General features: G+C 55.0%; 28 protein-coding genes and 1 tRNA gene. 7 read left to right on the top strand and 22 right to left on the bottom strand.

Features of this window, described 5'->3' with window-relative positions; all coding sequences use genetic code 11:
• The first annotated feature begins 36 nt into the window (after positions 1–36).
• The 3 genes from dnaG (at position 37) to VSS37_RS03985 (ending at position 3,849) form a co-directional block, all read left to right on the top strand.
• Positions 37–1,797, top strand: a complete 1,761-nt coding sequence (dnaG, locus tag VSS37_RS03995) for a DNA primase (protein WP_324693378.1) — start codon at positions 37–39, stop codon at positions 1,795–1,797.
• Between the two features lie 80 nt (positions 1,798–1,877).
• Complete coding sequence (gene rpoD / locus VSS37_RS03990; RefSeq protein ID WP_324693376.1) at positions 1,878–3,758, top strand: RNA polymerase sigma factor RpoD; 1,881 nt, start codon at positions 1,878–1,880, stop codon at positions 3,756–3,758.
• A gap of 15 nt (positions 3,759–3,773) precedes the next feature.
• Positions 3,774–3,849: transfer RNA gene (locus VSS37_RS03985), tRNA-Ile, on the top strand.
• 459 nt (positions 3,850–4,308) lie between these two features.
• On the opposite strand, the gene VSS37_RS03980 is transcribed toward VSS37_RS03985, so the two are convergent.
• The 4 genes from VSS37_RS03980 to VSS37_RS03965 form a co-directional block, all read right to left on the bottom strand.
• The gene (locus VSS37_RS03980; protein ID WP_324693374.1) at positions 4,309–4,791 is read right to left on the bottom strand and encodes a LexA family protein; all 483 of its coding nucleotides are present in this window, start codon (positions 4,789–4,791) and stop codon (positions 4,309–4,311) included.
• A 102-nt stretch (positions 4,792–4,893) separates the two neighbouring features.
• Entirely contained in the window at positions 4,894–5,973 is a 1,080-nt protein-coding gene (locus VSS37_RS03975; protein ID WP_324693373.1) for a helix-turn-helix domain-containing protein, read from the bottom strand.
• Positions 5,974–5,988: 15 nt separating this feature from the next.
• Positions 5,989–6,387 carry a hypothetical protein gene (locus VSS37_RS03970; RefSeq protein ID WP_324693372.1) on the bottom strand — a complete coding sequence of 133 codons (399 nt, stop codon included), beginning with the start codon at positions 6,385–6,387 and terminating at the stop codon, positions 5,989–5,991.
• 334 nt (positions 6,388–6,721) lie between these two features.
• Positions 6,722–7,252, bottom strand: a complete 531-nt coding sequence (locus tag VSS37_RS03965; RefSeq protein ID WP_324693371.1) for a KilA-N domain-containing protein — start codon at positions 7,250–7,252, stop codon at positions 6,722–6,724.
• A 315-nt stretch (positions 7,253–7,567) separates the two neighbouring features.
• On the opposite strand from VSS37_RS03965, the gene VSS37_RS03960 reads away from it, so the two are divergent.
• Positions 7,568–7,789, top strand: a complete 222-nt coding sequence (locus VSS37_RS03960; protein ID WP_324693370.1) for a hypothetical protein — start codon at positions 7,568–7,570, stop codon at positions 7,787–7,789.
• Positions 7,789–8,076, top strand: coding sequence for a type II toxin-antitoxin system YafQ family toxin (locus VSS37_RS03955; RefSeq protein WP_324693369.1), 288 nt, complete (start codon positions 7,789–7,791; stop codon positions 8,074–8,076). Before VSS37_RS03960 ends, VSS37_RS03955 begins: the two co-directional genes overlap by 1 nt.
• A gap of 48 nt (positions 8,077–8,124) precedes the next feature.
• On the opposite strand, the gene VSS37_RS03950 is transcribed toward VSS37_RS03955, so the two are convergent.
• The 17 genes from VSS37_RS03950 to VSS37_RS03870 form a co-directional block, all read right to left on the bottom strand.
• A complete protein-coding gene (locus VSS37_RS03950; RefSeq protein WP_324693368.1) occupies positions 8,125–9,243 on the bottom strand; it encodes a site-specific integrase in 1,119 nt (372 codons plus the stop codon).
• On the bottom strand, positions 9,243–9,461 hold the full coding sequence (locus VSS37_RS03945) for a DUF4224 domain-containing protein (protein ID WP_324693367.1): 219 nt from the start codon (positions 9,459–9,461) through the stop codon (positions 9,243–9,245). Before VSS37_RS03945 ends, VSS37_RS03950 begins: the two co-directional genes overlap by 1 nt.
• Entirely contained in the window at positions 9,458–9,682 is a 225-nt protein-coding gene (locus tag VSS37_RS03940) for a hypothetical protein (RefSeq protein ID WP_324693366.1), read from the bottom strand. Before VSS37_RS03940 ends, VSS37_RS03945 begins: the two co-directional genes overlap by 4 nt.
• Positions 9,679–10,041 carry a hypothetical protein gene (locus tag VSS37_RS03935; RefSeq protein ID WP_324693365.1) on the bottom strand — a complete coding sequence of 121 codons (363 nt, stop codon included), beginning with the start codon at positions 10,039–10,041 and terminating at the stop codon, positions 9,679–9,681. The genes VSS37_RS03940 and VSS37_RS03935 overlap by 4 nt, the downstream gene beginning before the upstream one ends.
• 146 nt (positions 10,042–10,187) lie before the next feature.
• Positions 10,188–10,493: a hypothetical protein gene (locus VSS37_RS03930; RefSeq protein WP_324693363.1), complete on the bottom strand. Its 306-nt coding sequence runs from the start codon at positions 10,491–10,493 to the stop codon at positions 10,188–10,190.
• Between the two features lie 49 nt (positions 10,494–10,542).
• Entirely contained in the window at positions 10,543–11,166 is a 624-nt protein-coding gene (locus tag VSS37_RS03925) for a hypothetical protein (RefSeq protein ID WP_324693362.1), read from the bottom strand.
• Positions 11,167–11,200: 34 nt separating this feature from the next.
• Positions 11,201–12,412 (bottom strand): hypothetical protein, encoded by a 1,212-nt coding sequence (locus tag VSS37_RS03920; RefSeq protein WP_324693360.1) that lies wholly within the window; start codon positions 12,410–12,412, stop codon positions 11,201–11,203.
• The gene (locus VSS37_RS03915; RefSeq protein ID WP_324693358.1) at positions 12,409–12,750 is read right to left on the bottom strand and encodes a hypothetical protein; all 342 of its coding nucleotides are present in this window, start codon (positions 12,748–12,750) and stop codon (positions 12,409–12,411) included. The genes VSS37_RS03920 and VSS37_RS03915 overlap by 4 nt, the downstream gene beginning before the upstream one ends.
• A gap of 11 nt (positions 12,751–12,761) precedes the next feature.
• Positions 12,762–13,607 carry a hypothetical protein gene (locus VSS37_RS03910; protein ID WP_324693357.1) on the bottom strand — a complete coding sequence of 282 codons (846 nt, stop codon included), beginning with the start codon at positions 13,605–13,607 and terminating at the stop codon, positions 12,762–12,764.
• The gene (locus VSS37_RS03905) at positions 13,604–13,849 is read right to left on the bottom strand and encodes a hypothetical protein (RefSeq protein ID WP_324693356.1); all 246 of its coding nucleotides are present in this window, start codon (positions 13,847–13,849) and stop codon (positions 13,604–13,606) included. Before VSS37_RS03905 ends, VSS37_RS03910 begins: the two co-directional genes overlap by 4 nt.
• Positions 13,846–14,244 carry an RlpA-like double-psi beta-barrel domain-containing protein gene (locus VSS37_RS03900; RefSeq protein ID WP_324693355.1) on the bottom strand — a complete coding sequence of 133 codons (399 nt, stop codon included), beginning with the start codon at positions 14,242–14,244 and terminating at the stop codon, positions 13,846–13,848. The genes VSS37_RS03905 and VSS37_RS03900 overlap by 4 nt, the downstream gene beginning before the upstream one ends.
• A 4-nt stretch (positions 14,245–14,248) precedes the next feature.
• Positions 14,249–14,422 (bottom strand): hypothetical protein, encoded by a 174-nt coding sequence (locus VSS37_RS03895; RefSeq protein WP_324693354.1) that lies wholly within the window; start codon positions 14,420–14,422, stop codon positions 14,249–14,251.
• Positions 14,423–14,634: 212 nt separating this feature from the next.
• Positions 14,635–14,865: a hypothetical protein gene (locus tag VSS37_RS03890; protein WP_324693353.1), complete on the bottom strand. Its 231-nt coding sequence runs from the start codon at positions 14,863–14,865 to the stop codon at positions 14,635–14,637.
• Positions 14,866–14,891: 26 nt separating this feature from the next.
• Positions 14,892–15,152: a helix-turn-helix domain-containing protein gene (locus tag VSS37_RS03885; RefSeq protein WP_324693352.1), complete on the bottom strand. Its 261-nt coding sequence runs from the start codon at positions 15,150–15,152 to the stop codon at positions 14,892–14,894.
• A 211-nt stretch (positions 15,153–15,363) separates the two neighbouring features.
• On the bottom strand, positions 15,364–15,861 hold the full coding sequence (locus tag VSS37_RS03880; RefSeq protein WP_324693351.1) for a GNAT family N-acetyltransferase: 498 nt from the start codon (positions 15,859–15,861) through the stop codon (positions 15,364–15,366).
• 16 nt (positions 15,862–15,877) lie between these two features.
• Positions 15,878–16,489 (bottom strand): type II toxin-antitoxin system TacA family antitoxin, encoded by a 612-nt coding sequence (locus VSS37_RS03875; protein WP_324693350.1) that lies wholly within the window; start codon positions 16,487–16,489, stop codon positions 15,878–15,880.
• A gap of 240 nt (positions 16,490–16,729) precedes the next feature.
• Positions 16,730–17,425: a hypothetical protein gene (locus VSS37_RS03870; protein ID WP_324693349.1), complete on the bottom strand. Its 696-nt coding sequence runs from the start codon at positions 17,423–17,425 to the stop codon at positions 16,730–16,732.
• Positions 17,426–17,522: 97 nt separating this feature from the next.
• Here VSS37_RS03870 and VSS37_RS03865 point away from each other — a divergent pair, with 97 nt between their 5' ends.
• A complete protein-coding gene (locus tag VSS37_RS03865; RefSeq protein ID WP_324693348.1) occupies positions 17,523–17,879 on the top strand; it encodes a hypothetical protein in 357 nt (118 codons plus the stop codon).
• Between the two features lie 6 nt (positions 17,880–17,885).
• Here the strand turns inward: VSS37_RS03865 and VSS37_RS03860 are convergent, their stop codons facing one another.
• Complete coding sequence (locus VSS37_RS03860) at positions 17,886–18,149, bottom strand: hypothetical protein (protein WP_324693347.1); 264 nt, start codon at positions 18,147–18,149, stop codon at positions 17,886–17,888.
• Between the two features lie 20 nt (positions 18,150–18,169).
• Here VSS37_RS03860 and VSS37_RS03855 point away from each other — a divergent pair, with 20 nt between their 5' ends.
• The gene (locus VSS37_RS03855; RefSeq protein ID WP_324693346.1) at positions 18,170–18,421 is read left to right on the top strand and encodes a hypothetical protein; all 252 of its coding nucleotides are present in this window, start codon (positions 18,170–18,172) and stop codon (positions 18,419–18,421) included.
• Positions 18,422–18,661 lie beyond the last annotated feature (240 nt).

Below are 18,661 nucleotides of genomic sequence, written 5' to 3'. Positions count from 1 at the left end.
CCTGCTTACCTAAGCAAGCAGCAGACAGACCGTTAAATGAGCACTACAGGCCGTATTCCTCGTGAATTTATTGATCAGCTTCTGGCGCGCGTCGACATCATCGATGTGATTGGTTCGCGCCTGCCGCTGAAAAAAGCCGGGCGTGAGTACATGGCTTGTTGCCCTTTCCACAACGAAAAAACGCCTTCCTTTACGGTCAGTCCTACAAAGCAGTTCTACCATTGTTTCGGTTGCGGGGTACACGGTTCCGCCATTTCTTTTTTGATGGAGTATGAACATCTTGAGTATCCGGAAGCGATTGAAGCGCTGGCGCGCTCCGTAGGGGTGCAGGTTCCCCGTGAAGGGGCGGAGGCTGCACCAAAACGCAAACAGCAGGATCAAGGTTTGTATGCGTTGATGGATAAGGCGGTGGGTTGGTTCCAGACGCAGTTGGAGCAAAACCCTGGTGCCAATGAGTATTTGCGGCAGCGTGGACTAAGCGCTGAAATCATCGCTGGTTTCAGTTTGGGTTATGCCCCACCTGGTTGGGATAACCTGGGCCGACATCTGGCGCAATATGGTGACGATAAATTGCTGGCCAGTGGCATGTCGATCCGCAATGATGCGGGCAAGGCCTACGACCGTTTTCGGGAGCGCATCATGTTCCCTATCCGCGACCGGCGTGGAAGGGTGATCGGTTTTGGCGGGCGGGTGCTGGGCGATGGGGTTCCCAAGTATTTGAACTCGCCGGAAACGGAGATTTTTCACAAAGGTTCCGAACTCTATGGCTTGTTTGAGGCGCGCCAGAACACCCGCAGGCTGGAGCGTCTGCTGGTGGTGGAAGGCTATATGGATGTCATCGCTTTGGCGCAGTATGGCGTTACGTATAGCGTGGCCACCTTGGGGACTGCCACAACGCCGGAGCATATCAAGCAATTGTTGCGGCTGGTTCCGGAAGTCGTGTTTTGTTTCGATGGCGACAGGGCGGGACGCGACGCGGCTTGGCGGGCATTGGAAAATGCTTTGCCGGAATTGCGGGACGACAAGGAAATCCGTTTTCTGTTTTTGCCCCAGGGGGAAGACCCAGACACTCAAATCCGTAAAGTGGGAAAAATGGCGTTTGAAGCCGATGTGGCGTCCGCGCTGACATTAAGCGATTATTTGCTGGCAGGGTTGAAAGATCATTTTAATCTCAGCACACGGGAAGGAAAATCCCGCCTGTTGAATGATGGCTTGAAACTGCTTTCCAATATGCCGGACATTTTGTTGCGGGAACAAATATTCGGAGAATTGTCTACACTCACGGATACGCCGTTGGAAGTCGTGCGCCAACACGCCAAAGGGAATCATGCAGCGGGGGCTGCTGAATTGATCTATACTCAGGCCCGTCCTGCTGATCAGGATGTTCGCCGCACGCCTGCCCGGCACGCCATTGCCTTGTTGTTGCACAATCCGGAATTGGCTGAATTGGCTGGCAGCCCTGAACAAGTCCTTAGTTATGAGTTGCCGGGAATGGGGTTATTGGCGGCCATGATTGAAAATATTGAAGAGAATCCCCATATACACACGGCAGGCCTATTGGAACGTTTCCGTCAGACAGGGCATGAAAATGCGCTGCGCCGATTAAGCAATTGGCGGCCTGATACAGCGGATGAAGCTGTCATGCGACGTGAGTTTTCCGATTGCCTGCGGCAAATCAGGCGGCAAGCGCGGCAGGGACAGCTTGAACGCCTGTTGCACCGTGAGCGTACTGAGGGACTAAATGCGCAGGAACGGCATGATTTAGTGTGTTTATTGTCTGATCTGCATAATAATTAACCAACGCCAATGCTTGACAATGGCTGTATTTCAGAAAATTGTGATATGATTACCGACCTTTTTTTCCAGAGAGTTGTGGCATGAGTCAAGAAGAGCAGCAGCAGTCCGGCTTGAAAGAATTGATTGCCAGAGGGAAGGAGCAGGGCTTCCTTACCTATGCTGAGGTTAACGACCATCTTCCCGATACCATCGTTGACCCGGAACAGATCGAAGATATCGTCGCCATGATCAACGATATGGGCATTACTGTCTATGAACATGCCCCGGATGCCGATTCCCTGTTGTTGAATGATGAAGCTGTACAGGCAGACGACGAAGCAGCGGAAGAAGCCGCCGCGGCATTGGCGAACGTCGATGGCGATTTTGGGCGCACCACCGACCCTGTGCGCATGTACATGCGTGAAATGGGCACGGTTGAATTGCTGACCCGTGAAGGGGAAATCCAGATCGCTATCCGGATTGAAGAGGGCTTGAATGAGATTTTGCGGGCGCTGGCGCAATACCCCGCGTCCACTGAGGTTTTGTTGGATAAGGCGGCGCTGATTGATTCTGAAGAAATCCGCCTGACTGACATTATTAATGGCTTTGCCAATCCGGATGAGGATTTGAGCGCGTTTGCAGTGACGGCGGTCGTTCCTGATGACGAGGGTGCTGTTGCTGACGCTGACGATGATGAGGTGGCGGCCACAGATGAAGACGATGATGTGGACACTGCTGATCCGGTGGACACAGGCCCGGATCCGGAAGAGGCGCGCATCAAGTTTTCTGAACTGCGTGAATTGTATGAGGCGTCCAGGGTTGCCTGCGCCAGCAATAATGAGCCTGCGTATGGCGCGGCCCGTGAGGCTGTTGCGGTCAAGTTCATGGAGTTCCGCCTGGCGCAGCCCATCATTGACCAGTTGACGGCGCAATTGAACGAAATTGTCGACCGTATCCGCCAGAATGAACGCCACATTATGAAATTGTGTGTGCAGAAAGGCGGGATGGCACGCCAGGATTTCATTGACAGTTTTCCGCAAAATGAAACTGATCTGGAGTGGTTGAGCCGCTATTGTGCGGATCAGCGGGGCGATGCATCCAGGCTGATGGCTTTGCTGCCGAAAGTGCAGGAAGCGCAGGAACAGCTGCTGGACATTGAGCGTGAGTGCAATCTGTCAATTGCGCAGATCAAGGAAATCAACCGCAGCATGTCGGTCGGTGAAGCCAAGGCTCGCCGCGCCAAAAAGGAAATGGTGGAGGCCAATTTGCGTCTGGTGATTTCCATCGCCAAGAAATACACCAACCGTGGCCTGCAATTCCTCGACCTGATCCAGGAAGGCAACATCGGTTTGATGAAAGCGGTCGACAAGTTCGAGTACCGTCGCGGCTACAAGTTCTCGACTTATGCGACTTGGTGGATTCGTCAGGCGATCACCCGCTCAATTGCGGATCAGGCGCGCACCATCCGCATCCCGGTGCACATGATCGAAACCATCAACAAGCTCAACCGCATTTCGCGCAAGCTGTTGCAGGAAAAAGGCCGCGAAGCCACACCGGAAGAACTGGCCGAAGCGATGGACATGCCGGAGGATAAAATCCGCAAGGTGTTGAAAATCGCCAAGGAGCCGATTTCGATGGAGACGCCGATTGGTGACGATGAAGACTCGCATTTGGGCGATTTCATTGAGGACGGCAATATCCTGTCGCCAATTGATTCCGCCACAACTTCGAGCCTGTCGGAAATCACCCGTGAAGTGTTGGCCAGCCTGACTTCGCGCGAAGCCAAGGTGCTGCGGATGCGTTTCGGCATCGATATGAACACCGACCACACGCTGGAGGAAGTTGGCAAGCAGTTCGACGTGACCCGTGAGCGTATCCGTCAGATTGAAGCCAAGGCGCTGCGTAAGTTGCGTCATCCAAGCCGTTCGGATATGCTGCGCAGCTTCCTCGAATATGATCCTGGCGCATTACCGACCAATTGATCATAGCCGGTTTTTGGGCCTATGGCGCAATGGTTAGCGCAGGGGACTCATAATCCCTTGGTTCCAGGTTCGAGTCCTGGTGGGCCCACCATCTAATATGCCGTATTTCAAAGGCTTGCAGGAATGTGAGCCTTTGTTGTTTCTGCCCTTCCTGAAAATGTTTGGGTTCTTCCTGAAAACTCACCCAAGCATTGGCGTATTTTTATGCGAAACCGCGCCAACACAAGGGATTTTCAATCCCCTGAACGCCATAAGAAACCCAAATGAAACCAATAGCATGATGCTATCGTCCAGAAAATGAAAACCCGTATTCCTGAAAATGAATGCCTTCATCCTGAAAACATCCGGGGCCGGGTTTCCCTGTGGTTTGGCTAGTATCCCATTACCCTCTTTTATGCCGCAACATTTTTCGTCAACTTATGACCGGCATGGCGCGCCGCCGGATACATCGCCAGGTTGGGCGGGTGTTGCGGTTGATTTTGCAACTGTATTTAGTTGCACTGGTTGGGGGCATGAAAAAGCCCGCGCAATGACGGGCTTTTGTTCATTTTTAAAATTGGTGAATGACACTCGTGACTACACCCCATATATTGAAATCCGTTTCAGGTTTCACCACTATACAAGGGTAATTCGGGTTTTCTGGCTGTAAGGTTACGCTTTTATTTGTTTCAATTCTTAAGCGCTTGACAGTGACCTCTCCATTTAGTGAGGCAATGACAATTGAGCCATCTTGAGGGTCAACTGAACGATCAACGATCAATAAATCTCCTTCATGTATTCCAGCCCCTATCATTGACTCCCCTTCCACGCTCAGAAAAAAAGTGTCAGATGGGTTTTTTATCAAATGTTGATTAAGATCCAGGCGAGTCTCAATGTCATCGTCTGCAGGCGAGGCAAAACCAGCAGGGATGCGGCTAGAAAACAATGGCGGATAAAGTTTTCCTCCAACGGAACTTTCACCTGGACAACCGTCTTTATAGTGGCTGATATACTGCTGGACAGCACTTAAGCAACCCACAGGAACCCTGACCATTTTGCTCGGCTCAGATGGTGGGCGGCCTGCGCCTGACCTGGCCCCTCCGTGCCCTGATTTCTTTCCAGTCTTTTTTGATGTTGACTTTTTTTGGGGCACTTTCTATCTAACAGCCTGTAGAAATTTACTTTTTTCAGCGTTATATGGAACAGCAGAGGTGGCGCTGAACAACCCAAACACAATATTTTCCAACTCCACCAATGGGATGCTTAACTCATCAGCCACTTCCTGCTTGGTGACTTTTTCACTCCACAGTTGTGAAAAAACTTTATTCCAGACAACAGATGTCTCCCGCTTGATGCCAATAGGCTCACCTGTCCTATAACCTCTGCGGCCAAGCTCAATACAAAACGCATGATACTGCCAGTCAGAAATAAGCTTTAATGCATGCAGCCGATAAGCCATGGCCATTGCAGAAACCCGCCAACGGGATTTCATTTTGATGATGCCATCGGTGGTGATTTGCCTTGTCCTGCGCGCCAAAACGTCATGCTCAGGCATAAGGAAAGCTGAGGCAAATTGGTTTGCTTCATGTTCAGTTGCATTGGAATGATTTGCGCCTCCATGCCTATGCATGACCAAATGCCCCAATTCATGGGCGGCATCAAAAACACTTCTCTCTGGTGTTTTAAAATTATTTAGAAAAACATACGCTTGGTTGTCGCGCCAGAAAGAAAAAGCATCCACTGACCGCGTGTCTTCCGCCAGGGAAAATACCCTGATGCCCTTTGCCTCCAGCAATTTAACCATGTTTGGTATAGGTTGCTCGCCCAGCCCCCAATGTTGGCGCAAAGACCGTGCTGCGACTTCCGGGTTGCTCTCTTGGCCGAGGTCAATCAGGTCAATTTCAGGCAAATTAAAACGTTCATCCACCCAATCCGACAACAAAACGCCAAGCAAACCTGCGCCAATGGCGGCATCACGTTCTTTGGCGCTCATACGCTTAAGGCTTCTAAAGCTGATGGCTTCAGTAGGTATGGCGTCCAGGTCGTCGCCATAAAAAAATGATGTTGGATACCCCAGGGCGTTGGCAATCTTGCGCAGGGATTCCTCGCTTGGCTCGTTGATGCCTTTCTCAAGGCGGGAAACCGTGACAGCAGTAAGGCCTGTCTTTTCAGCAAGGTCTTTTCCGCTCATTTTGCATCGTGTCCTGGCCAAACTTAGTCGACTGGGGTTAAACATTCACATCCATCCTGCTTACTTTTTTCGTGTCACTTCGGGTTCAATATCCCATTGCCCCCCTGTTTCCGTTGATTGCCCATCGAATGAACCAGAATCCAACGGATCATCCCCTGACAGAAGGAACAGGCGTTCAATATAAGCATCAAACTTACCTTTCCTCACCACAGGGCGAGACAGCTCAACAGCACCATCTTGGGCAAGCATCAAATAGTAGGTTGCATATCCTGAAGCTGAATCCAAAACTGGGACAGGCAACTCTAAACCATCAAGCCACTGGGCGTTTCCCTGGCAAACCCTCTCAGAACCTGCGCCTTTTTTTGAGCGTGGCTGCGGCTTATGAAGCTCAGAACATGCTGTGTCAACATTCTGAAAAATGACGCGCAGCGCGCGCGCTTCATTGACAATGCTTTCCACATGGTCTGTCCGATCCAGCTTCCAACACTCGCCAACAAACTTCTCCCGAAGTGTGCGGGTCCCATAAATATAGGAAAAAGGCCTGGGGCATTTGCAGGGTCATCCATAGTGCTGTCATTTTCAGCGCCAATGGCGGCTTGGGCCACTTCCACTAAGCCTGCTTTGTTAAGATCCAGCTCCTGCAAACGCTCTTCCGCATTTTTCCCGTGAAAAATTTCCGGCTTTACCAGTTTCATCATTCAAGCGCCCATGTTAATTTTCATCCCATAGATTTTGGGGGAGAAAATTAACATAGTCAAACTTATTGGCCCATTGGCCAAACTTGAAATATGATTCACATTTCAAGTTTAGCTTGCCTATCCAGTATTGTCCATTGCCACCGCACAAGCCCGTTCAGGCCCCACCACGCTTCAGGTCGGCGATGCCCCGTTCCAGCGCGGCCAAGTGGTCTTGGATGTGCAGGGCCGTGCAGCAGCGCCACCCCGCCCGCTTCGGTCAGCGGCTTGTGCTCCAGCGCTGGCGCTGCCGGTGCTGCTGCCGTTTCCGGCTGGCGCTGTTCGTTCACCATCGCGTCAAACCCACGGATCACCGCGAGATGCACCCTGGCGCTGATCCACATGGCATAGGCATACATCAATTCCTTGCAGACGAATGTCCCGCCATTCTTGCCGCGAATCACTTCATGGGAAATCCTCACATCTGAGGATTTATCAATTTCGGCAATAAGCTCTTGGGTTTGCTCAACGCGCAGGAAGTTGCTTGGCTGGTGTTTTCTTTCGCCACCTGATGCTTTGTGCAGGTCATTCAGGGAGTAGCGGTTTTCACGGATACTGATGTTGGTATCACAGACGGATAATGGAGGCATGGTAAAAGACCTTCTGAGTAGTGAGATCTACCCGCCCTTCTGGTGAGAAATCAGAAATGGCGGGAACTGTGCAAGGTTTCTCACTACCGGCCTCAGAGATACCGGCCTACCCGAAGGTAGCCCTGCACAGTCCCATAGGACTTTTTGCAGCCTGCGAGCATACAGCAGGCACAAAAAAACCGCTTGTAGCGGCTTGTGCTCTCTAAGTGTTCGGGAGTGAGAGTCCCGGTGAAGTTTTTTGCTTCACGGTGAAAAAGTACAACTTCTGGTCTATGATGTCAAACAGTAAAGCGGCGCTTAACAGAGGTATGTGATATGGGAACGGTAAACGACATTAAGGAGGCCATCGCCAAGTTGCCCGACGATGTGCGCCATCAACTGATCCTCGACTTGAACCGGGAGGAGCGGCTGTGTGCTTACGGTTATGGGCATACACCAAATGCTGAAACGCTGGAAACTTTCCGCAAAACCGATAACGGTGAAGAATTGCACCACGCCAAAGATGTGGATGACCTGTTTGCACAACTGGAAATGTAATGCGCGAAGCTGTCTACACATCCCGGTTCAAAAAAGACGTGAAGCTTTCCAAAAAACGCGGCAAGGATATGGAAAGGCTGAAAGCGGTGATGGTGCTTTTGGCCAATGCAGAACCCCTGCCCCAGGAATTGAAAGACCACCCCTTGTCAGGCAACTGGCAGGCGCGGCGGGAATTGCATGTGGAGCCTGACTGGTTACTGATCTACAAACTGACCGATGATGACAGCACCATTACCTTTGAACGGACGGGGACACATTCTGATTTGTTCGGGTCGGTCAGGCGGTGAAGCCCTGACCACTATTGAACAGCGCGTGGACTGGGGGTTGGTTTTTCCCTATTTGACCGGCTTGTTGACGGGCATGGCGCGGTCGTAGCGCTGGCGCATGGATTCGGTCTTGTGCCCGGCTATTTTCTTGTCGTCGCTGTCTGAGACGCCTTTGGCCTTGAGCGCGTGCAGGTTGAAGAAGCTTTCTTCCTGCCCTTCCGCTTCCATTTTTTCCTTGAGCTTTTGCATGGCGGTGTGCACGGCGCCACGGGTGATGGCTTCGCCGTTGCGGCGGCAGAACAGCCAGGGGTCGCGCACGGTCTGGCGCGCTGGCTCATGCAGCGCCAGCGCGGCATGGTATGCCGCCCGCAGCCGTTCCGACCAAAGTATTAGGTTGGAGCGGGAGCCTTTGCGGCGGCGGGTGCGGATGCCCTCTTCGGTGCAGTCGCCCAGGCGGATGTCGAGCGTCTCGACACCACGGGTGGCCATGAGGTAGGTCATTTCCATGAGCGGTTGCAGCCATGGGCGGATGCTGGCGGCAGCTTCATACACCAGCCGGTATTCGCCGTCGCTGACGTAGCGGTCGGCGGGTGTCTCGGGGATCTTTTTGTAGCCGCGCAGCGGGTTGACGGTGACGCCGATGTCGGGGATGTAGTTGCAGGCCCAGCCGAGCGCGGTGCTGAGGAAGGTGGTTTCGCGGTTGACTTGCACGACGCCTTTGCGCCCTGCCCGCTGGTATTGGCCAAGGCGCTTGTCGGCGATCTGGTGCAGCAATGGCTGGGTCAGGTTGGTGATGTGCAGCGCGGCGAGGGTGCTGTCATGGCCGTTGATGCGCAGCGGGTGCTCTAGGATGCGGTTGAGCTGGTGGGCGCGTTTTTGCGTGGTGGGCGCCAGCTCGATGAATTGGCGCGATTGCAGGTATTGCTCGACGATCCAGCCGAGCGTGTTGCGGGCGCTGGCGATTTGCAGGCGCAGGGATTCCCGCGCGCCAAGGTAGGCGCGGTAGATGTCGTCGGGGTCGTCGTCGGGGGTGCCGAGGCGGATGCTGTGCTTGAGCAGGCCATTGCCGCCCACTTCCAGCCCTGCCCGTTTGTCGGGCGGGATGTAGGGGCGGTAGACGATGGCTCCGTATGATTCGTGCACATAGGGGATCTGGATGTGGCTCCTGACCTTGCGGGGGCGGGCCATCAGACTTCGACTTCCACGGTTTGCTTGTTGGTGTCGTCGTCAGGTGTCCGCTGGCGCAGGCCGATGGCGCGGTTGATGGCGTCGAGCGTGGTGATGGGCTTGCCGTCCAGGCGGCATTTGTAGCGGATGCCCATGTGTTCGAGGTTGGCGATGACCCCTTCCGGGGTGTTGCCGCCGAGTTTCTTTTTCAGTTCGGTGTAGCTGATGAGTGTGCTCATGGGGCTTGCTCCCGTAATTCAATGTAGCGTTTGTTCCAGTGATGGAACTGTTCCCGCGCTTCGTCCAGTTGCGCGGGGGTGAGTTTGTTGGTGGACGCCATCATGTAGCGTTCGCTCCAGTATTCGTATTGCCGCGCCGCCTCGGCGGCGGCTTTGCGGCGTTTGATTTCCCAGGGTGGCGGGGCTTTGGCGCTCATCAGGTCAGCCATCGCGTCTTTCATGCTGCTGCCCTCCTGTCGAGGTATAGCCCGATGTCGCGGAGTGCTTCTTCCAGGAGTTCCAGCGGGTCTTGCCCCATCGTGTTCACTTTGAGCGCCAGCTCATCCAGCCATACTTCCAGCGTGTCCGGGTTGGCTTCATCGTAGTCTTCTTCATAAATCAGGGTGTTCTGAAGGCTGTTGTGTTCTTCTTCGGTTTTTAGCAAATTCTTGATGCGTTCAACGACAGACTGGGCGTCTGGAGCCTCTTCCATGCCGGTGAGGTGGACGATTTCGGCAAATGCTTCAGCGTCTTGTTTGGCTACGCTGACACTGGCGGTTGTGTCCGTAGCTTCGCGGATTTTGCTGGGGTTGATGTTCATGGGTGTCTTCCAGTTTTAGTGTGGGTTGTTCGGTGAGTTGCAGTTCAAGTTGGGTTTCGTGGGTTCCCAACAGGGGGCTTTTCGCCCCTGTCGGGAGGTTGTTTCTGCCCAGGCAAGCGGGTTTCATGGGGTGCCTGCCTGCGTTTTCATACAGCTATCCTTGCCAGGTGCTGGCCAGTGATCATTGCGCCGTGGACGCGGGTGATTTCGCCGTTGACCTTCAGCAGGCAGTCGCCTTTGCCCAGCAGCAGTTCGCAGCCGTTTTCGTCAATGGCCACCCGGCTTTGGGCTGCGGTTTTGGTCATGAAGCCCATGGCGCTGGGGATGGTGGCGCGAATGGCCAGTTCTATGCGAATGCTGTCCTTGGGCAGGTCAGTCTGGTCGGATGTGAGCATTTGCCGTAGGTCGTGGCTGTAGGCTTCGCGGATTTTGGTTGATGGCATGGTTTTCATGTTGTCTCCTTTGGGCAGGGTTTTATGGCCACCCTGCCCTGTTTCTTGGTTAGGCAATTAAAAAGCGTGGCTGGTTGCTGGCGGTGTTTGGGTTTGGTTTCGCCAGGCCAATGGCGGACAGCCTTTCGCAGGCCGCTTTGTTCAGGTCTTTCAGCTTGTCGGTGCCGGTCGGAAGGCCCGCCGCCTTGAACAATGGCGCCACGGTCGGGAAGCCAAGCGAGTCGATGTGCTTGCTGGTGACGGCGTTGGTCAGCACGCTGACCGCCAGGTCAATTTGCTCGCCGGTCAGCGCTGACCGGCTTGCGGTTTCATTGACCGACGCTGACCGGTCAATGGCGGCTTGGGCGGCGGCGTTGACCGCTGCAATCCGGTCAGCGGCCATCCGGTCAGCGGCGATCCGGTCTGCTTCTGCTTGGGCGGCTGCTGCCCGGTCAGCGGCGGCTTGCTCTTCGGCGGCGATCCGGTCTGCTTCGGCCTTGGCGGCTTCCAGGCGCTGGCGCTCGGCTATGGCTTCTTGCTCCTGTTTGGCTCTGGCGCTGGCTTCGGCGGCTTTGCGCTCTGCTTCTGCCCTCTTCTCGGCGGCTATCCGGTCTGCTTCGGCCTTGGCGGCTGCTGCCCGGTCAGCGGCGGCCTGCTCTTCGGCGGCTTTGCGTTTGGCTTTTTGTTCGTGCAATTTTTGTTCAATTATGGCTAGTTTTTGAGCAATTTCATTGACCGATTGTTGTTGACCGGTCAGCGGAGAGGGGTTCATTGACCGATTGTTGTTGACCGGTCAGCGCTGACCGGTCAGCGAAGAGGGGTTCGTTGACCGGATTCCATTGACCGGTCAATGAGGGTCGGTCAGCGGGGAGGGGTTCGTTGACCGGATTCCATTGGCCGGTCAATGAGGGTCGGTCAGCGTTTGTGTCGGTCAGTGGCAGCGGGTAGATGGCCTCACATTTGCCCAGCGCCGGGTTATGCAGGCCGGTGCCGCCTTTGTGTTGGCCTTGTGGGTGGAGTGGGGTAGGGCGGGGCTTGTCCAGTGGGGAGTCGGAATGCATTTTTTGTCCCTCATTCAGTTCTTGGCGGTAGGTTTTGTCCTGGCTGCGTCCGGCATGTGCTTCGGCGATGCTGTCCAGCTTTTGGGCGGTGTCCGCGATGACTTGTTCCCTGGCTTGTTGGGCTTTGCCTAGCTCATTGGCCAGGATGCCGGGGACGCTTTGGTTGATGTTGTTGGCTGCCCCGGCAAAGGAGGAGGCGACAGCCCGGGACGCCGGTGCAAAGGGGGAGGCGCTGCGGAAGTCGCGGAACAGGCCGGTCAGGGTGGTTTTTTCTGGTGGGGCAGGGGGGGTGTAGTCGTTGCCGGTCAACTGGTGGTATTGCCCGCGCATGTCGTCCAGGCCTGCTTCCAGTTGGCGGAAACGGCGGATGCGGCCTGCGTAGACGAACAGGTTGGTGATGTGGGTCACTTCAAAAATGAAGATCATGATGGCGACGGCGATGATCATGCCGGTGTTGATGGTGACGTTGAATTCGTCACGGATCATTTTGAAGAGGGGTTTGTTTTTCTCTTCGGTGATTTTCAGCATGCTGTCGGTTTTGGCGGTGATGGCCTTGTCAACCGCGCCGCCGATGGAGCTGTTGCTGGCTTGCTGTGAGCGTTGCAGGGATGAGACCGCCGTTGCATCGCCGTCACAGTGGGGGACTTCGCGGCGCGCCAGTTTCACTTTGCATTGCGTCAGGCGGCGCTCGGCTTTGGCCAGTTCGGCGGCGCTGGATGCGTCAGGCTTGATGACGATCTCGGTGTTCTGGATGGATTGGAAGTCGGCAGAGCTTTCGGCGGTTTTGTTGGCGATGTGCTGTTGCTGTGAGGTGGCTGTGAACAGCTCAAAGAAGATGCCTGAGACGAGGAAGAAGGCGAGGGTGATGTACATGGTCACGTCAGGCGCTTGCCGTCTGCGAAGTGTTCGGCAATGGAGCGGTATAGGTCTTCTTTGGTGGAGGAGAGGAAGGCGGGCAAGACCAGCGAGATGGTGCCGAACAGCAGGAATGCGGGCAGCTCGCCGAGTTGTGAGGCGATGAAGCCTGCGGCGCCCCAGATGTCGAACACGTACAGTGTCCAGACGGCGGCGAAGTAGAGCAGGAAGGTGACGATCCTGGCCTTGCCGAGGTTGCCTTCGGAGTGCTCCAGCAGCCGGGCTTGTTTGCGTGCCTCGACATCCTGCCGGTGCAGGTCATTGTTGAGGCGGAATGCTTGTGTGTCGTTTGTCGTTGTCATTGTGTTAACCCTTAAAATGTCGCCATGAGCAGGTACATGCCTATGGAGTACAGTATGATCAGAAGGCTGTCGTCCGGTGTCAGTGAGGCCAGCGCCGACAGGTAGTAGCCGCCCATGGCCAGCAACCCGGCGCTGCCGAGCATTGCCCAGCCGAGTGAGCCGAGGTAGACCCAGGCGCAAAACAGCAGGTAGCCGAACATGAGCGCGTTGGCGGCCAGGGCGAAGCGGTGGAAACCTTTGCGGAAGTCAAACCGTGGCGCGGCAGTGCCTGGGCCTTGGCCGGGTTTCTTGCTGTCGCGGCTTGCCCACCAGGCGGTCAGCGCCATGACCACCGCCGCGCCAACCAGCACGTCGATGTCTTCATCGGCGGTTGGCGGGGCGGGTGGGGCCGGGCCTGCGGGGGGTTGGGCGGGGGGTTGCTGTTGCAGCCGGTCAATGGCGGTGTTGTGTTTGGGCACGTCGGAAATGTTCGGCCCCTTGCCGACGATGGCGGCGGCGCATTGTTGCTGGTGGGCGCGGGCGTCCACTTCTTCCGGCCTGTCCCAGTAGGGCAGGTCGGGGCGGAAGCGGAATCCGGTCTGGTATTGCCACACATGCCGCATTTCATGGCAGACGACGACGGCAATTGGGTATTCGTCGCCATTGCCTTGGCGGATGGTGATGTTGTTGCCGAATGCGAAGCCAGCCCAGTCGGGGGAGGGCATGTTGCCGTAGCGGAGGTGGTAGCGGCCAACGCCGAAGTGGTGTGCGGCGTCAGCCCCCAGCCGTTGCAGCATGGCGTCCGCCGTTTCCGCTGCCACCGTTGTCGGCAGTGCGGCAACGGTTGTGACAACGGCCATCAGCGCCAGGCGGTTCATTGGAGCGCCCTCTGCACGGCCTTCGTCGCCCACATTAGCCAGTGATGGGGGATGATGGCGTAGATGCCGAACACAACCACGGCCAGCAACACAAAAATCTGGCTGGCGGGGCTTGGTTCCGCCGTGCCTGGCTGTGCTGTTGGGTTGGCTTTGCGTTGGTGGGCGCTGCCGCGCAATGCGGCGTTTTCTTGCTCCAGCGCTTCCATCCGCCGCATGATCCGTTGAAGTTGGTGCTGGTTCATGACTGCCTCCACTGGATTTCCACGCGGCGTTTGCCGAATTGGCGGGCGGCCTGTTCATCCACCCCCATGTAGAGGTCGATGCGGTTGCTGTATCGCTTGTTCATCACGTCCCGCACAGTCCATTCGTCGCCATTGATGATGACGCTGGCACCACAGGTGAGGCCGTGCTTTTTGAGGTCGCGGCTGATGGCGATGGCGCGGTCGCCAGGGACCAGTTCGCCGCCACAGGCCGGGACAAACGGGGTGCCGTCGGTTTGTTCCGGGTCGCTGGTGTAGGCGGTGGCGACAACGGTGCGGCTGCTTGTGTTGAGGCTGTGGTCTATGCAGGCGGTGATGCCAGTGCCGATGCAGAGCAGCACGGTGATGCTGGCGATAGGGTGGCGTGAGGTTTTCATGGTGTCACCTCACGAACAGTAGGAAGCCGATGATCAGGCCGATGGCGATGCCTGTTGCTTTGAGCAGCAGGCCGTCGCCCTGCCCGTTGGCGGGGGATGGCGGCTTTTTGTGGATAACGGTTTTTGTTGGCGTCACGTCGATGGTGACTGGCCTGCGTTTTTCTGGTACTTTTTTCATGTGTAATTTCTCTTATGTTTGCACAGCCGGGTGTGTCACCACCCGGCACCCTTCTTCATTCGCCCCGATCAAAGGGGATTAAGACTCAAATGACCGGCTCAAAACCGAGCCAATCATCATCGCGGTGGTTCCGCTCGTATTCGTCCAGGAATTCATTGATGTCGATGTATGTGTTCATGGTCTAGCTCCTTTTCGTTGTTGCTGTTGCCCCGTTAGAGGGGATTGAGATAAGACTTCGGGATGGCGCAAAACTTTTTGCCATCGACGGTGTAAACGGTCTTGCCCTTGCCGCAACCGGCATCCACGCCCGCTGCGGGGGTGAAGGCCTGCACGGTTGGCAGCTTGTCAGCCGCCATCGCCTTGGGTGCGCCGATGGCCACGAGCGCCACGGCTGCCGCCAGTGCCACGATCCCGGTGATGAGTTGTTTTGTTGCTGCTTTCATTTTTTCTAAGCCCTGTTGTGTGTTGGTTAAGCCAGCCCGTGGTGTTTTAGCTTGGCGCGCAGGGTGGTGCGGCTGATGCCGAGGGCGATGGCGGCCTTGGATTGGTTGCCGTGGGTGTGGTGGAGCATCAGCTCCAGCACCGGGCGTTCAACTTCGTCCAGCATCAGGCGGCGGATGTTGCGCGCCTCGTTTTCACCCAACTCCGCCAGATGGGCTTGCAGGTGCTGGCGCGCCACGTCGCAGAGCGCGGGGAGTGGGCCAGTTGTGCTTGTTGAATTCGTTGTCATGTTTGTTCCCTGTTGGTTGGTTGGCTGGCGGTGGTTAATTTCCGCCAGTGAGGAAAAGGTTAACAATTTTGGTTAATAACAGTCAATAACAATTTTGGTTGTTATGAAGAAAAAATATTTGGGGTGGAGCGGGGTGTTTCTTCAGGGCGAAAAAAAACCCGCTCGGGGCGGGTTGGGGGTGCTTATGCAGATGGGCGGGGGCGAATTTTGTTCAATGTGAGAATAGTTGCTTGAGTGTTTGGGTGGTGATGAACAGGGTTAGTTCGTGGTCGGGCAGGGGCTGGAAATCATTGCGCAGGTAGAAGGCTTTGGCTTGTTGGTGTTTGGCGTCAACAAGGACTGCATACATGCCAATGGTGTTGGAAAGGCGATGGCAGTTTTCAAGGGCATGCAGCAGCAAGGCCCTGCCATTGCCATTGCCCTGGTGGTTTTTGTCGATGGCGAGCCGGGCTATTCTGGCGATGGCGACAGGGTAGCGGGGGAGCTTTTTGGCGAGGTTGGCGGGCATGTTTTCGGGAGATATTTCTCCCATGCTAAGGGTATAGAAGCCTGCCACAGCATCGTTTTTGACCCACACATGGGTTTTGGAGAGGCTGTTCCGGGCATTTTGGGTGGCATATTGTTTGATGAAGGCGTTGAGTTCAGGTTCGCCGCAGTCAAATTGGGAGCGGTCATGCTTGGATTCGAGCAGATAGACGGGTACATCCATGTATGGCGGTTTACCCTTATGCTGACAGGTGGCGGCGGTGGTTTTTGGCAGCAGCTTGCAGGCGTTCGCTGGGGGCTTGTGGTGATTCCAATGCGTCCACAAAGGTGATCCAGTCATTGGCGCTGAAAGTCTCACTGTTTTGGTTGAGCCTATCACCCAATTGGCTGTGGTGCGCGTCGTTGCAGAATTGAAGATCCCATGCGTCGGCGCGGTGGAATTGTTTCAGGTACTGGATCAGGTCAAGCAGTGCATCCCGGTTGCTGATGACCTTTTGGATGAATTGCTTATGTTTGTGGCGGCTGAACCAAGGGGGTTCCCGAGTTTCCAGGATTTGGAGGATTTCCTTGAACTCCTGGGTCAGGATGCTTTCTGCCAGATGGGTGATGTATTCCAGTTCGACAGGAAAGGGGGTTGCCATCATGATGTCGGCATGTTCTTCTGCTTTGGCGCGGGCAATGCAGATAATCTCGTGGGCGGTGTCGAGTGTCTGGCAGCTTTTGCTGATGGCTTGGCGCCGGGTGACTTCTTCATGGGCGCGGGCAACCAGGTCACGGATTACAGTGAAGTAACTGCTGACCTCGTTTGCTTGCGTGTTCCATTGGAAATTGTCGATTGCCATGACTGCCATGTTCGTGTCTGCCAGTGTTGTTTATAGCACAGGTGCCTTGTTTGGCTGATTGATTCCGTCAGGCGGTGTAGTTATGCCCCGTTAACTGCCCTATAGTAACAAGAATGGTTAAAAACTATCAATGTAGTGAGGCTAATTTGTTCAGTTTCTGTCAGTGGCAGGATGCGTCTGATTGGCTTGCATTCCAGTTATGGTTGGCTGTCTCATGTTGCATGGAATAAAGACCCCTCAACCAGGGGGTCAGCTGTTGGCCTCGCCGGTGGGGAGGGTGACTTTGCTGGGCGGGATGCCGATGTAGGCGTATTCAGACTTTTCTATCTGGTCGTGCAGGAGGATTTCCTGTTCGCCGCTGACGGGGTTGCGCACGGCCATTTGGGTGGGGCTGTCATGCACTAGCAGGCGCAGCAGCAGCTCGCCATTTTTGAGGGTGAGGAGCAGGCATTCGTCCGGGGCGATGGGGGTGTTGGGTTCGATGACGATCAGCCAGCGGTGGTGCAGCCAGATCGTGGGGTTGTGGCCGTGCAGTTGCAGGGCGTAGGCATCCTTGTCGGTTGAGAGCAGCATGAGATTTCCTTGCAGTTGGTCTATAAGGGTTAATCTCAGCCGTTGGTCAATCAGTACGGTCTGGCGCAGCGGTATTGGGTAGGTTTCCCCGCTGGCAATTCTTAGTGCAGTGCGTTTCTTCGCATCTGCCTCCAAGTCGTTAAGGCTCTCATGCTCCTGGTCAAGCCAACCATATGGTAAGCCTAATGCCTGTTCAATCTTGCGGGCAGCATTGCTGCCTATATTTCTGCGTTGCTCTTCACCGGCGGCGAACCACCTGTTCACAACCACCGTGCTTGTTTTGATTTCATTGGCGAAATGGGCTTTTACGCCATCGAATCTCTTGTCGATAACGTGCTGTGCATTTGCTTGCCTTACTTTATATATGTCCATCTGATCAGCTTAATGCCTTAACCAAAAATGTTAAATTGTCTAAAAATGATAATTAATATATTGCCTATTGATAACAGTTTTGGTTAAGATGCTGCATATGACGCCATCTGATTTCTACGAATCCCTATCGAAGGAAGAGCGCAAGGCATACGCAGAAAATGCGGGGACTACGCTCAACTATCTGGTTGCCCACGTTTTTAGGGCTTCCGGTTACTCTCGCCGCCCAAGCAATAGGCTGTTGGTTGGCTTGGCGATGGCGTCGGAGGGAAAGGTGAGCCTTGATGAGGCGATTGACTATTTCCTGGTGCAGCCAGTGAAAAGATTGGCCGCTGAGAGGGAAAAGGAATCCTTTCCTGATCGTCCGTCCCTGTCAGAAAAGGATGGCACGGCGAAAAAGGGCAGGGAAATTAAGGATTTTGAAGTGACGGAAGAATCGGCAAGGGTGGGGTTATGAGGGGCGTTATCGCCCCTTGTGAAGTTGTTTTGCAGGGCGCTTTTCGAGGCGCTTTAGCGATTGGACGATGACTTTGTGGAATTCAATGGCCTTGTGCAATTCGTCAAGGTCGATCTCCACAAAATCCCGGGCGAAATCATCCGGGTTGTGTGAGTAGAAGTTGAAGACATCAGCATTTGGCGCAGCGGTGAGCGTTGCTTTCAGAGCCTGGTGATATTTGTCGAGGTCGTGCAGGAAACGTGCAACTTCGGATTTTTGGTAGATCGGCATGAGTCCTCCTGGAGGGTGGAATGAAACGCGAAAAACTTGAGCATCTTACCCCCGCAGACCGGGTTTTTATAGTGAGTGAGCTTGACGCCCGCCATGCCGCCGTCAAGTCGCTGCTGGAACAGATGGGGGAGGGTGAACGCGCTTATGACGTTGAGTTTGAATTGCGCACCCGCGACCTGCTCACCTTCACCCGCTGGCTTGCGCCAGAGGATGCGGTTGATTTGCTGGAAGGGGTGGGCGAGCTGATCGACGAGGCAAGGGTGGGGTTATGAGGGGCGTTGTGGCTCCAGAATGGATTAAAAAAGCCCGAGCTGTTCCTGGTCAGCTTTAAAAAAACAGGGGGTTTTGATGGCCACCTTTCCCGCTGGGGTTTCCCGGTCAGGGTGGCCACCAAAGCAGGTTTCCTCGTCCTCCTAGCGGTCAGGGGGCAGCAATGCCCCCGTTTTAGGCGGGATGAAAGCGCCCGGCAGGAGGCCGGGAGGGTAAAGGGAAGGGTGATTTTGGCAAAAAAA

The sequence above is a fragment of the Candidatus Thiothrix phosphatis genome, assembly GCF_035668035.1.
Lineage (GTDB): Bacteria > Pseudomonadota > Gammaproteobacteria > Thiotrichales > Thiotrichaceae > Thiothrix > Thiothrix phosphatis.
This window is presented reverse-complemented; position numbering and strand designations above follow the sequence as displayed.